The organism is Acidovorax sp. 94, from assembly GCF_003634645.1.
GTDB lineage: Bacteria > Pseudomonadota > Gammaproteobacteria > Burkholderiales > Burkholderiaceae_C > Acidovorax > Acidovorax facilis.
Map to the genome: position 1 here is coordinate 4273762 of NZ_RBJA01000001.1, position 13028 is coordinate 4286789.

13 protein-coding genes are annotated in these 13028 nt (G+C 67.4%); 8 read left to right on the forward strand and 5 right to left on the reverse strand.

Annotated features, from left to right (window positions below; all coding sequences use genetic code 11):
• The first annotated feature begins 1 nt into the window (after window position 1).
• The 5 genes from C8C94_RS19650 to C8C94_RS19670 all read left to right on the forward strand — a co-directional run bounded on the left by C8C94_RS19650 (window position 2) and on the right by C8C94_RS19670 (window position 7166).
• Window positions 2–745, forward strand: coding sequence for an ABC transporter ATP-binding protein (locus C8C94_RS19650; RefSeq protein ID WP_121422994.1), 744 nt, complete (start codon window positions 2–4; stop codon window positions 743–745).
• A gap of 131 nt (window positions 746–876) precedes the next feature.
• On the forward strand, window positions 877–2052 hold the full coding sequence (locus C8C94_RS19655) for an ABC transporter substrate-binding protein (RefSeq protein ID WP_199731302.1): 1176 nt from the start codon (window positions 877–879) through the stop codon (window positions 2050–2052).
• A 17-nt stretch (window positions 2053–2069) separates the two neighbouring features.
• Window positions 2070–2576, forward strand: coding sequence for a (2Fe-2S)-binding protein (locus C8C94_RS19660; protein ID WP_121421908.1), 507 nt, complete (start codon window positions 2070–2072; stop codon window positions 2574–2576).
• Window positions 2573–6328: a molybdopterin cofactor-binding domain-containing protein gene (locus C8C94_RS19665; RefSeq protein WP_121421909.1), complete on the forward strand. Its 3756-nt coding sequence runs from the start codon at window positions 2573–2575 to the stop codon at window positions 6326–6328. The genes C8C94_RS19660 and C8C94_RS19665 overlap by 4 nt, the downstream gene beginning before the upstream one ends.
• Window positions 6329–6455: 127 nt before the next feature.
• The gene (locus C8C94_RS19670; protein ID WP_233573524.1) at window positions 6456–7166 is read left to right on the forward strand and encodes a hypothetical protein; all 711 of its coding nucleotides are present in this window, start codon (window positions 6456–6458) and stop codon (window positions 7164–7166) included.
• 397 nt (window positions 7167–7563) lie between these two features.
• Here the strand turns inward: C8C94_RS19670 and C8C94_RS19680 are convergent, their stop codons facing one another.
• Window positions 7564–8103, reverse strand: a complete 540-nt coding sequence (locus tag C8C94_RS19680; RefSeq protein ID WP_233573525.1) for an EVE domain-containing protein — start codon at window positions 8101–8103, stop codon at window positions 7564–7566.
• 101 nt (window positions 8104–8204) lie between these two features.
• Window positions 8205–8825, reverse strand: a complete 621-nt coding sequence (locus tag C8C94_RS19685) for a LysE family translocator (protein WP_121421912.1) — start codon at window positions 8823–8825, stop codon at window positions 8205–8207.
• Window positions 8826–8926: 101 nt separating this feature from the next.
• Between C8C94_RS19685 and C8C94_RS19690 the strand changes: the two genes are divergently transcribed.
• Entirely contained in the window at window positions 8927–9376 is a 450-nt protein-coding gene (locus C8C94_RS19690; RefSeq protein WP_015012065.1) for an Lrp/AsnC family transcriptional regulator, read from the forward strand.
• A gap of 8 nt (window positions 9377–9384) precedes the next feature.
• Here the strand turns inward: C8C94_RS19690 and C8C94_RS19695 are convergent, their stop codons facing one another.
• From C8C94_RS19695 to C8C94_RS19705, 3 genes are all read right to left on the reverse strand, one after another.
• Complete coding sequence (locus C8C94_RS19695) at window positions 9385–9813, reverse strand: VOC family protein (protein ID WP_121421913.1); 429 nt, start codon at window positions 9811–9813, stop codon at window positions 9385–9387.
• 15 nt (window positions 9814–9828) lie between these two features.
• Window positions 9829–10206: a VOC family protein gene (locus C8C94_RS19700; protein WP_121421914.1), complete on the reverse strand. Its 378-nt coding sequence runs from the start codon at window positions 10204–10206 to the stop codon at window positions 9829–9831.
• A gap of 93 nt (window positions 10207–10299) precedes the next feature.
• A complete protein-coding gene (locus tag C8C94_RS19705; protein WP_121422996.1) occupies window positions 10300–11193 on the reverse strand; it encodes a helix-turn-helix domain-containing protein in 894 nt (297 codons plus the stop codon).
• A 103-nt stretch (window positions 11194–11296) separates the two neighbouring features.
• Between C8C94_RS19705 and pobA the strand changes: the two genes are divergently transcribed.
• Both pobA and C8C94_RS25765 read left to right on the forward strand, forming a co-directional pair.
• The gene (gene pobA, locus C8C94_RS19710) at window positions 11297–12469 is read left to right on the forward strand and encodes a 4-hydroxybenzoate 3-monooxygenase (RefSeq protein ID WP_121422997.1); all 1173 of its coding nucleotides are present in this window, start codon (window positions 11297–11299) and stop codon (window positions 12467–12469) included.
• A gap of 325 nt (window positions 12470–12794) precedes the next feature.
• Window positions 12795–12956 carry a hypothetical protein gene (locus C8C94_RS25765; RefSeq protein WP_199731303.1) on the forward strand — a complete coding sequence of 54 codons (162 nt, stop codon included), beginning with the start codon at window positions 12795–12797 and terminating at the stop codon, window positions 12954–12956.
• Window positions 12957–13028 lie beyond the last annotated feature (72 nt).

The window sequence follows — 13028 nt, forward strand, 5'->3', positions numbered from 1 at the left end:
CATGAAGACCAACGAACCCAAAGAACTGCTGCTCCAGGCCAAAGGGCTGCAGGCCTGGTATGGTGCGGCGCAAATCCTGTACGACGTGGATCTGGACGTGCGCCGTGGCGAAGTCGTGGCCCTGATGGGCCGCAACGGCGCAGGCAAGTCCACCACGCTCAAGACGCTGATGGGCATGCTGGCCAAACGCAAGGGCAGCATCCAGTTCATGGGCAAGGACATCTCCAAAAGCGACCCGCACGATGCCGCGCGCCTGGGCCTGGGCTTTGTGCCCGAAGACCGCCGCGTGTTCACCGACCTCACGGTGATGGAGAACCTGGAGGTAGGCCGCCAGCCCGCCCGCACCTGGCCCGACGGCATGGCCGCCCCGGTGTGGACGCCCGAGCGCCTGTTCAAGCTCTTTCCCAACCTGGGCGAAATGCCCCAGCGCCCCGGCGGGCGCATGAGCGGCGGCGAGCAGCAGATGCTCACCGTGGCGCGCACGCTCATGGGCAACCCCTACCTGGTGCTGCTGGACGAGCCCTCCGAAGGTGTGGCGCCCGTCATCGTGGAGCAGATGGCGCACATGATCCTGGAGCTGAAGGAGCAGGGCGTCAGCATTCTGCTGTCCGAGCAGAACATGCACTTTGCCGAGCTGGTGTCCGACCGCGCCTATGTGCTCGAAAAGGGCCAGATCCGCTACCAGGCCAGCATGGAAGAGCTGGCCGCCAACGAAGAGGTGCGGCGCGCTTACCTGAGCGTGTGATGCACCTGCGCAGCCGTGCGATGTGGTGCGCCGCACACGGGTGCTGTTGGTTACAAAAAACACCTCTTCAAACACTTGCGCGATGCGAGCACAAGCCCCGAAACTGGCGCCTTTGATGTAAGGAGCACTACATGAAGTGTCGAGGAGTGGAGGATGGATGCATCGACCGCCGGACTGCCATGGCGGGGCTGGTGGCAACAGCGGGATGGGCCTGGGCGGGGCCGGCCGCTGCCGAGACCGGAGTGACGGACACCCGCATCAAGGTGGGACAGTCGGCCGTGTTTACCGGGCCCGCCAAGGATTTTGGGGTGGACTACAAGGCGGGCATCGCGCTCTACTTCGACAAGGTCAATAAAACGGGTGGCGTGTTGGGGCGCACGCTGGAGCTGGTGTCCCACGACGACGCTTACGACCCCAAGAAGACGGCCGAGAACACGACCAAGCTGATCGATGAGGACAAGGTGTTCGCCCTCATCGGCTACGTGGCCACAGGCAACCTGATCGCTGCCATGCCCATTGCGGAGAAGGCCGGTGTGCCCATGTTTGCCCCGCTGGTCGGCACCACATCGTTTCGCACCAACCACAACCGCTACCTGTTCCACGTGCGTGCCAGCTACGAGGCTGAACTGCGCAAGATCGTGGGGCACCTGGCCACGCTGGGCATCCACAACATTGCGGTCATCTACCAGAACAGCGCATTTGGCAAATCCAACCTCGACACCTGCCTGCAGATTGCACAGGGGCTCAAGGTCAAGGTGGTGGAGTCCGTGCCCATGGAGATCGCCGCCACCGACGCCAAGGCCCAGGTAGCCTCGCTCACCAAGGCGCAGCCTGGTGCGGTGGTGATGATCATGGCGGGCAAGATGGTGGAGGTGTTCCTGCGCGACTACCGTGCCGGGGGCGGCGCCTCGCCGCTGTACACGATATCGGTGGGCATCACGGATGCGCCGGGCTCTGCGCAGCGCTTGAACGGCGGCATCGAAGGGCTGGTCACGGCCAGCATCGTGCCCTCGCCACAGGCCAGCCGCCTGCCCATCGTGGCGGACTACCGCAAGGACCGCGTTGACGCGGGCGAGAAGATCGACAGCTACACCATGCTGGAGGGCTACATTGCCGCCCGCGTGTTTGTGGAGGGCCTCAAACGCGCGGGCAAAGCGCTCACGCGCGAAGGCTTCATCAAGGCCATGGAAGACATGGGCACCACCAAGATCGGTGACTTTCCGCTGCAGTACGGCCCGGGCAACCACAATGGCTCCAACTTTGTGGATCTGGAGATGTACACGCGCACCGGCAGTCTCCGGCGCTGAGGGCACCCCAAAGAGACATGCACGCGCCCGCTTCGCTTCACACCATGGTCGTCAACGGCCAGCCTTGTGCCTTGCCAGCAAGTACCTCCACCCATGCCACGCTGCTGCACTTGCTGCGCAATGACCTGTCGCTCAACGGCCCCAAATACGGCTGTGGCCTGGGGCAGTGCGGGGCGTGCACGGTGCTGGTGGACGGCATTGCCGCGCGGGCCTGCGTGATCCCGGCGCAGGGCGTGGCAGGCCGCGAGGTGACCACGCTGGAAGGCCTGCCCGGCCGCTGCAGCCGCACCGAAGGTCTTCACCCGGTCCAGCAGGCCTTTGTGGATGAACAGGCCGCGCAGTGCGGCTACTGCCTCAACGGCATGGTGATGACGGCCGTGGCCTTGCTGGAGCGCGACCCAGACCCCGACGAAGCCGCCGTGCGCCGCGAGCTGTCGGGCAACCTGTGCCGCTGCGGCACACATGTCGAAATCATTCGCGCCGTGCTGCGCGCGGCCCAGCTGATGCGCGAGGCCCAGGCATGAGCGCCACACCTGACAACGCCGCGCCCCTGCGCGCCCACAGCCCGCTCACCCGCGCCGACTTCCATGCCGCCCAGGGCGTGCTGCTGGTGGTGCGCAACCCGCCGCCCGCACCGCCGCCCGTCAGGGGCCAGCCCGCCCTGGTGGCGGGCAACCCGGCCGAGGGCGTGGAGATACTGATCGCCGTGTGGGACGACGGCAGCGTGACCGCACTCAACGGCCATGTGGACCTGGGCACCGGCATCCGCACCGCACTCGCGCAGATCGTGGCCGAAGAACTCGATGTGCCGCTGGCCCAGGTGAACATGGTGCTGGGCGACACCACCCGCGCGCCCAACCAGGGCGCCACCATCGCCAGTGCTTCCATCCAGATCCACGCCAAGCCCCTGCGCACCGCCGCCGCGCAGGCGCGCCACTGGCTGGTGGCGCAGGCCGCAGAGCGGCTGGGCGTGCCGGTGGATCAATTGCAGGTGCGCGCGGGGGTGGTGCAGGTCACTGCAGACCCTTCGCACCAAGTGGCCTACGCCGCGCTGCTGGCGGGCGCTCACACCACGCTGGAGCTGGTGGATGCCACGGCCACCAAGGCCGCCGCCGATTACACCTTGGTCGGCCAATCCGTGCCGCGCGTGGACATCCCCGCCAAGGTCAATGGCGAGCTGGTGTTTGTGCACGACATGCGCGTGCCCGGCATGCTGCACGGCCGCGTGGTGCGCCCGCCGTATGCGGGGGCGGACCATGGCGACTTCATCGGCAACACGCTCGAATCGGTGGACCAGCAGTCCATCGCCCACATCCCCGGCATCCGCGCCGTGGTGGTGATCCGTGACTTTGTGGGCATCGTCGCCGAGCGCGAGGAACAGGCCGAGCAGGCGCTGCGCGATCTGAAAGTGCGCTGGAAGGACTGGCCCGGCTTCCCGCGCCAGGACAGCACCGAGGCGCTGGAACAAGCCATCCGCGCCAACCCCGCCACGCAGCGCCGTCTGGTGGACGAAGGCGATGTAGAGGGTGCCCTGGCCGCGCTGTCTGCCAACGGCCGGCCCATGCCGCGCACCTATGTGTGGCCCTACCAGATGCACGGCTCCATCGGCCCGTCCTGCGCGGTGGCCGAATGGCGCAGTGATGACAGCACGGGCCGCCCGCGCATGGCGGTGTGGGCGGGCACGCAAAACCCCCATGTGCTGCGCGCCGACCTGGCCCGCCTGATGGGTCTGCCCGATGTGGACATCGACCTCATCCGCATGGAGGCCGCAGGCTGCTATGGCCGCAACGGTGCCGACGATGTGGCGGCCGATGCCGCGCTGCTCTCGCGCGCGGTGGGCGCCCCGGTGCGCGTGCAGCTCACGCGCGAGCAGGAGCACCAGTGGGAGCCCAAGGGCACGGCGCAGCTCATGCAGGTGCGCGGCGGGCTCAAGGCCGATGGCACCGTGGCGGCGTATGACTTTGAAACGTCCTACCCCTCCAACGGCGCGCCCACGCTGGCCCTGCTGCTCACCCGCACCATCGAGCCCGTGGCCCAGGCCTACGAGATGGGCGACCGCACCGCGCGCCCGCCCTACCAGTACGACAACCTGCGCGTGGCCGTCAACGACATGCCGCCCATCGTGCGCGCGTCGTGGCTGCGCGGCGTGTCGGCCCTGCCCAATTCGTTTGCGCACGAGTCGTATGTGGACGAGCTGGCCACTGCTGCGGGGGTGGACCCGGTGCAATTCCGCTTGCAACTGCTGAACGACCCGCGCGCCGCCGAGCTGGTGCAGGCCACCGCCGAAAAGGCGGGCTGGATTCGCCGCACCGGCCCGCAGCAGCGGCCGCTGGGTGGAGACTGGGTGCAAGGCCAGGGCTTTGCCTATGCCCGCTACATCCACAGCAAATGGCCCGGCTTTGGCGCCGCCTGGGCCGCCTGGGTGGCCGATGTGGAGGTTAACAAAAAGACCGGCGAGGTGCACGTGCGCCGCGTGGTTGTGGGGCACGACGCTGGCCTGATGGTGAACCCCGCCGGGGTGGAGCAGCAGGTGCACGGCAACGTGCTGCAGACCACCAGCCGCGCGCTCAAGGAGCAGGTGACGTTCGAGCCCGTCAAGCAGGCCGTGGACAACCGCGAGTGGGGCAGTTACCCCATCCTGAGCTTCCGCGAGGTGCCGGTCATCGAGGTCATGCACATGCCCCGGCAGGACGAGGCGCCGCTGGGCTCGGGCGAGTCGTCGTCCGTGCCGGGAACGGCGGCCATTGCCAATGCAATCTTTGATGCGACGGGCGTACGCTTCCGCGCGCCGCCCTTCACACCCGAGGTGGTGCGCGCCGGGCTCAACCCCTTGCCCGGCGGCGCAGGCGAGGCGGCTGCAGGCAGCACCCCACCCACTGAGCAGGCCGAGGTATTGCCCACGCTGGAACTGCCCGCACCCACCGTGCCCACCAGCGCCACATGGCCCGCCCAGCGCAGCCCCTGGGCCCGCGCCTTGGCCCTGGCCGCTGGTGGCATCGCCGTGGGCGCGGCGCTGCTGGGCTGGCGCCCCTCCATCGCGCCCGTGGTGCAGACGGCGGGCGCGTCGGTTTACAACGCCGCCACCATCGAGCGCGGCCGCCTGCTGGCTGCTGCGGGCGACTGCGTGGTGTGCCACACCGCCCCCGGTGGCATGCCCAACACGGGGGGCCGCGCCATGGACACCCCGTTCGGCAAGGTCTACACCACCAACCTCACGCCCGACGCCGAGACCGGCATCGGCCAGTGGTCCTTCAGCGCTTTCCAGCGCGCCATGCGCGAAGGCATCTCGCGTGACGGCAAACACCTGTACCCCGCGTTCCCCTACACGTCGTTCGCCAAGATGAGCGACGACGACCTGACCGCGCTGTACGCCTACCTGATGGCGCAACCCGCCGTGCGGGCCGAGGTGCCCAAGGCCGAGTTGACCTTCCCCTTCAGCGTGCGCCCGCTCATGGCGGGCTGGAACGCGCTGTTCCACGAGGCGACCCCGTTCAAGCCCGACCCGACCCGCCCGCCCGAATGGAATCGGGGCGCCTACCTGGTGCAGGGCGTGGGCCACTGCGGCGCCTGCCACACGCCGCGCAATGCGCTGGGGGCTGAGCTGGGTGGCGCTGCGTTTTTGTCGGGCGCCATGGTGGATGGCTGGGAGGCGCCTGCACTCACCGGCCTGTCGAAGGCGCCCGTGCCCTGGACGGCCGATGCGTTGTATGGCTACCTGCGCCACGGCCACAGCCCGCAGCACGGCAGCGCCTCCGGCCCCATGGCGCCCGTGGTACGCGAGCTGGCGCATCTGCCCGACGACGACATCCGCGCCATGGCGGGCTACCTGGCCTCGTTCACCGCTACGGAAGCGGCTACCCAGCCAGCCACCCTGCCTGTGTCTGACCCGCAGCAGCGCGCCCAAACCGCCGTGGCCCAGGCCGCCGCGCTGGCCCCGCAGCCCGGCCAGGCCCAGCGCCTGTTCGACGGCGCCTGCGCCGCCTGCCACCACGACGGCGACGGCCCGCGCCTGCTGGGCGTGAACGTGCCCCTGGCGCTGAACAGCAACCTGCACAGCGACCGGCCCGACAACCTGCTGCAGGTCATCGTGCACGGCATCCGCGAGCCCGCCGCGCGGGGCATCGGCTTCATGCCCGGCTTTGGCCACGCGCTCAGCGACGCGCAGATCACCGAGCTGGCGGGCTACATGCGCCAGCGCTACGCGCCGGGCCGCCCTGCGTGGCGTGATGTGCCCGAGGCGCTGGCGCGTGTGCGGGCGGGGCCCGCACATCCTTGATCATCAAGTTTTGAAGTGTTTTAGGCCGCTAGCGCTTGTTGGGTAATCGCTAGATGCTATAAAAATTCGAGCATCTGCAGGCGCAGTGTTCAGCCCGACAATCGGGCCAGCAACACCTGCACACACCATGACACAAGCCCTCGCATTGCCATCGCACAGCGCCTTGCGCACCCCGCACCGGCGCGCGCAGCGCATAGGCGGGGCCGCAACGCTGGCCCTGTGTTGCCTGGCCCTCACGGCCTGCGGGCCGGACGTGCAGGGGTCGCCCAAGCCGCCCCCGGCGTTTGGTCCCGTGCAGAGCAGCTGGTTCGGCTGCCCATCCCTGCAAGGCGTGTACGCCTGGCCGCCGGTGGAGCCTGCGGGTGTGCGGGGCCGCCTGCCGTTTTTTACTGGCTCGGCCGAGATGCAGGTATGGGTGCAGCAGCAGCGCGGCGAAACCACGCTGCGCACACGCACCATCAACCGCGCGCGCAACGTGCGCACCTCGCTCACCCGGCAGTGGAGCCTGGTCACCTACGGCGGCGCGCAGGCCCGCTGCAGCTCCGGCATGCTCGACCTGGCTCCGCAGACCGCGCCGTCCGGCAACGAGCCGGGGACCTCCGGCGTGCTGCAGGGTTTCAGGCTGGCGCTGCTAAAGGACGGCGGGCTGGCCGTGGGCAAGCGCACCGTCAGCACGGGCAACAAGGGCTCGTACTTCTCGTGGGGCGGGCAGTCCTACGGCAGCTACGACGCGCCCGATGTGGAGACCTGGACCTGGCTCAAGCTGGCCCGCACCGCTGCGGGGGACAGCGAGCCGCCGGTCATCGACGCCTATGCGCCAGGGGCCCCCGCTCCTTAGGCGCATTGGCAATGGAGCGGTGCGCAAAAAAGGCCGCGAACTTCCCCATTTATCGCGCCACCGCCTGCGCCGCCACCTCGGCACAGTGGCATCGGGGCTTGGTCCATGGTGGGGCAGGCCCGGGCGCCCGCATTGTTGTGGCAGGCGCCCACGTCATCGGCCTGCCCAAGCAGCGGCCGTCCACTGTCGTTCAAGGAGAAGACCATGCCCGCTAGTGAACTGGAAATCCACGAGATCGTGCTGCGATTGCTGCGTGAAGGCTATGCCGCCCTGACCGCCGCCCAACGCAGGGTGGTAGACACGCTGATGGCGGTGTGCTGACGCGCCACGCGGCCATTCAAAGTCAATTTTGAGTCTTTTAGGGCCCTAGCGCTGGTCCCGATTGCACTGGTAGCTACTAAAAATGTAGCAATTGCAATTCGGCTCGCATGGCCCGCGCAATGAGGCGCATGTCGTGGTCGCTCACGGCAAACAACCCAAAGCGGAACTTGCTGCTCCAGCGCTGGCGGTCGTCCACAAACTCCAGCGCGTCCAGCAGCGGCGCAATCGCCGCCTCACGTGCAGGCACATAGGCCACGTCCCGCCGCGACGGCACAAACCCGCCGCCCATGTCAAACGCATACGGCGCGCCCGACTGCACGATGCCGATGGAAACAAACGCCTGCAGCCGGTCCTTGCCACCCATCGTGATGGTGGGCGCGTAGTACGCCACGCGGTCGCCGGGCCGTATGCGCTGCAGCGGCGCCACCTTGCCATGGCACACCTGCATGTAGCCCGCGCCAGGCGTGGCGCAGCCCCGGCGGGCGTGCTGGGCGCAGGCCACGGCAATCCAGTTGCGGCGCGTGGTGGCTACGGGGGGCGCTGCCGACACAGGCATGTCGTTGCGCGCAGGCTCGGCATCCGGCCAAAGGGGGTGTTGCAGCACGGCGTCGGTCATGAGAAAGCTCCTGGTCAGAGAAGCCACCGATGGTGCAGACGTGCTGCTGACACCGCAGTGTCAGTACCTTTGCAGCATCCCTGTCAGCAGCGCACGGGTTCTCAGACCAACTGCCCCCACTGCCACAGTGCAAACCCGCCCAGCAGCAGGGCCGACGCCCGGTTGATGCGCTGGCGCCAGGCGGGCGTAAAGCGCTGCCGCTGGTAGGCAATCGCGCCGGTCAGCAGCAGCCACCAGGCGGCAGAGCCCACCAGCACGCCCGCCACCATCCAAAGCGGCGACGGCAGGCTGGGTCGACCTGCCCCCAGCGAGCCAAACACCGCAATGAACGACACGATGGTGGCTGGGTTGGCCAGCGTCAGCGCAAACGTGCCTGCCGCCAGGCCCAGCAGCCCCCGCGCATCGCGCGCCGGGGCGGCGCTGTGGGCCACCGGCGCGTGCCAGGTGCGCCACGCCAGCACCAGCAGCAGTGCGCCGCCGCCCAGCGCCAGCGGCGTCTTGGCCTGGGTCAGCCCATCGATGAGCCAGCGCACGCTGAAGGCACCCACGGCGCCATACACCGCATCGGCCGCAGCGGCGCCCAGGCCGGTGGCCAGCCCGGCCGCCAGGCCCCGCTCCAGGGTGCGTTGCATGGTCAACAAGCCAATGGGGCCCACGGGGGCCGCGATGAGCACGCCGATGACGGCGGCTTGCAGAAACACGGTGATTGAGGTCAAGTCCATGCACCAATGCTAGGTCGGCGGCGGGCGGTGGAGAATGCAGAAAATTCGGCGAATCCAGAATTGGGTTTCGTTTTTTTCTGTGCCAACCGATAAAGGCTTTTATGGAAGTCGATGACAAAGCCTGGCGCTTGATCAGCGCGCTGCAGGCCGATGGCCGCGCCTCGCTCAAGGAACTGGCCGAGGCCGTGGGCCTGTCGGTGCCCGCCACGCTCGAGCGCCTGCGCCGCCTGCAAGAGGCGGGCGTGGTGCGCGGCGTGCATGCCGACATCGACCCCGCCAAGGTTGGCTACGGCGTGCGCGCCGTGGTGGGCATCAACGTGCCGCAGCCCGGCAAGAAGGCGCTGATCGACAAGCTGCGTCAGTCGCCCCAGGTGCTCGAATGCCACCATGTCAGCGGCAACGACTCGTACGTGATGCAGGTCGTGGCGCGCGACCTGCCCGATCTGGAGCGCTTTCTGGGCGACATCAACGGCTATGGCGAAACACGCACGTCCATCGTGTTCTCCACGCCCATCCCGCTGCGCGGCCTGGCCCGCCCGGAGGCGGGCTGATCCACCCCTCAGAACGTGATCTTCACCGACGCCGCACTGCGCTGCGCGTCGCCATGGAACACGGCCTCGATGTTGTTGCCATCCGGGTCCAGCACAAAGGCGGCGTAGTAGCCGGGGTGGTAGGGGCGTTCGCCCGGTGCGCCGTTGTCGGTGCCGCCGTGGGCCAGCGCGGCTTGGTAGAAGGCATCCACCATTGCCCGGTCCTGCGCCTGAAAGGCCAGGTGCGTGCGGCCGGTGAGGTGGCCTTGCGCAGCAAGGCTGTCGGCTGACGACACAAACAGCTCGTCCGCCCAGAAATAGCCCTCGTCCGCGCCACCCATCGGCACCTTCAGCGCCCCCAGCGCGGCTGTGTAAAACGCCTGGCTGGCCGCCAGATCGCGCACAACGAGCTGGATGTGGTCAATCAGCCGGCCCCGGTGCAGTTCCTGTGTTTCCATGCGGTTGTCCCTTCTTCAAGAAAGTGCGTGCAAACCCACGCGGTTGCCATCCAGGTCATGGATGTGCGCAAAAAATCCCATGCCCGGCGGCAGGGCCTGGCGCGGCAGGGCCACCTGGCCGCCCTGCGCCACCACGCGCTCCAGTGCGGCGTCGAGCGAGGGCGATGCGTCCAGGTACACCAGGGTGCCGCTGCCCGATACCTGCGGTGCCGTCGGGCCCATCATCAACGCGCCGCCCACGCCGTCTGATGCGCCGTCGTAGGGAAACACAGCACCTTCGCTGGGCCCCATGTTCTCGCGGCGCAGGGGCTGGCCCAGCACGGTTTCATAAAAAGTCTGGGCGCGGTCGAGTTGGGTGGTGGGGATTTCAAACCAGGTGATGGCGTTTTTCATGCAAAGGCTCCTTGTGTGTGCAAACTCAAAAAAGAAGCCTTGATGGTCGCGGCGGCCTGCTGACAGCGCAGTGTCAGCAGCGTGTCACCGGGCTCACGCGCTCCGGCCCGGGCTTGATGCCGCAACCTGCGCGCGAAAGCTGCGCGGCGACAAGCCTGCATCGCGCGTGAAGGCGCGGGTGAAGTACGCCGGGTCGGCATAGCCCAGCGTGTAGGCAATGGTGGCCACGCCCAGGTGCGTGTAGGCCAGGTTGCGCCGCGCCTCGCGCATCAGGCGCGCTTCAATCAGCCGCTGGGCCGATACGCCCGTGGTGGCCCGTGCCACGCGGCTCAGGTGCGTGGGCGACACGGCCAGCGCGCGCGCATAGTCCGCCACCTGCCAGTGCTCCAGAAAATGCGCCTCAATTAGCGCCTCCAGCCGCTGCACCAGGCTGGACTCTGGTGCAGCGGTGTCGCCCGGGCTGTGGTCTTCAATGGCCCGTGCCACCCAGCCCAGCAGCGTGGCGCTCAGGCCCCGCAGCACCAGCGCACGCGCCTTGGCGCGGCCCGAGAACTCCTGCCAGATCTGCCCCATGGCCTGGCTGATGGGTGGGCTGGCGGTGACCACGGCGGGCCGCGCCAGATCGCGACGCACATCGCCCACGCGCACAAAAATTTCGTCCATCAATTCATCGGCCAGCGTGGCCACCCAGCCCTGTGTGTGCTGCGTGAACCGAAACGCGTGCACATGGCCCGGCGGCACGTTGATGAGCGCACCGGCGGCCAGCGCGTGCTGCTCGCCATCCAGGTGCGCCACGCCGCCGCCCGATTCGATCAGCAGCACCTGGTGCAGCCGCGTGTGCCGGTGCGGGGCCAGCTCCCAGTCGTGCAGCACCGATCGCGCGGCAATCGTCTCGCAGTGCAGCACATCGGGCAGGTGCTGCGACTCGCCGAACAGGCTGTACGACTGGATGCTGCTGTGGTTCTCCGCCATGTTCGAAAAGTGCATGTTCTGGCTCCATCCGTCCATTCAACGCGGCGACTGTGCCACGTATCTTTGGGTGGTCCGTTTGACCCATGTCATGAACGCACCAACCACACCAGGAGACACCATGAAAACCCAGGTTTGCATCATCGGCGGAGGCCCCTCGGGCCTCATGCTCTCGCAGCTCTTGCACCTCAAGGGCATCGACACCATCGTGCTGGAGCGCCAAAGCCGCGAATACGTGCTCGGCCGCATCCGCGCCGGCGTGCTGGAGCACGGCTTTGCCGCACTGATGCGAGAGGCCCAGTGCGGCGAGCGCATGGACAAGGAAGGCGAGATCCACGACGGCTTCATCATCGCCCACGACGGCAAGATGGACCGGGTCGATTTGCACAAGTACAGCGGCGGCAGCTCCGTAGTGGTCTACGGCCAGACCGAGCTGACGCGCGACCTCTACGAAGCGCGCGACCGCATGAAGGGCGTCGTCATCCACAACGCCGAAGACGTGCAGCCCCACGACCTGAAAAGCGCCAACCCGTATGTCACCTACCGCAGTGGCGACGAAGTGGTGCGCATCGACTGCGACTTCGTCATCGGCGCCGACGGCTTCCACGGCGTGAGCCGCAAGTCCATCCCGCGCGACGTGCTCAAGGAATACGAAAAGGTCTACCCCTTCGGCTGGCTGGGCGTGCTCTCGCGCACCAAGCCCGTCTCGCCCGAGCTGATCTACGCCAAGCACGAACGCGGCTTTGCGCTGTGCTCGCTGCGCTCGCAGGTGCTGAGCCGCTACTACATCCAGGTGCCGCTGACCGACACGGTGGAAGACTGGTCCGACGAAGCCTTCTGGGCCGAGCTCAAGCGCCGCCTGCCCGCCGAGGTGGCCGCACAGCTCATCACCGGCGCATCCATCGAAAAGTCCATCGCCCCCCTGCGCTCCTTCGTGGCCGAGCCCATGCGCTACGGCAACCTGTTCCTGGCGGGCGACGCCGCCCACATCGTGCCGCCCACCGGCGCACGGGGCCTGAACAGCGCGGCGTCTGACATCTACTACCTGTACCACGCCATGGTGGCGCACTACAAGGATGGCGACAGCACCGGCCTGGACAAGTATTCCGAAAAGGCCCTGGCCCGCGTGTGGAAGGCCCAGCGCTTCTCGTGGTGGATGACGACGATGCTGCACACCTTCCCGGATTCCATCGCGTACGACCAGAAGCTGCAGGACACGGACCTGGCGTATCTGTTCTCGTCGGAGAAGGCGCTGGGGTCGCTGGCGGAGAACTACGTGGGGTTGCCGTTCTGAGCATCCGGCATTCGTACTGCCACCCAATCAAAGGCTTGCATGGGGTTCTCTCATGCAGGCCTTTTTTGCGCCCAGATCGGCATTCGGTGCAGGCAGTCGCGTTGGGCAGCGGTCTCCATCTGCTACGCAAAATTTAGGCGGAACTGATGCTTACGCCCGCACAGCAGGCCCGATAGCATCGCACCAAGTTTTCAGATCATTTGCCCAGTGCTGTCGATGTGAGGTTCGACGATGGCTTGAACACGATGAAGCTGCCGATGCAGCGTTTTAAGGCAGTGCACTTCACATCCGATGGTGCCAATCAGCAGCCAGGAAAATCTCAAAAATGGATTGGGTCCCGATAGTCTTCATTGTGTTCAAGGTGGTCGTTTTCGGCACCGGCATGTTCTTCGCCATCAAGTGGCATTACGACCAAGGGAAGAAGGCGAAAGAAGAAGCTCGCAGATTGCAGACGGCGGCTGAGCGCGCGCCGGGGACGTTGGAGTAGGCGGCTGCCGCCCCGCGTTCGGAAGGCCCAGCCTTCTCGTGGTGGATGACGACCATGCTGTATCCCTTCGCC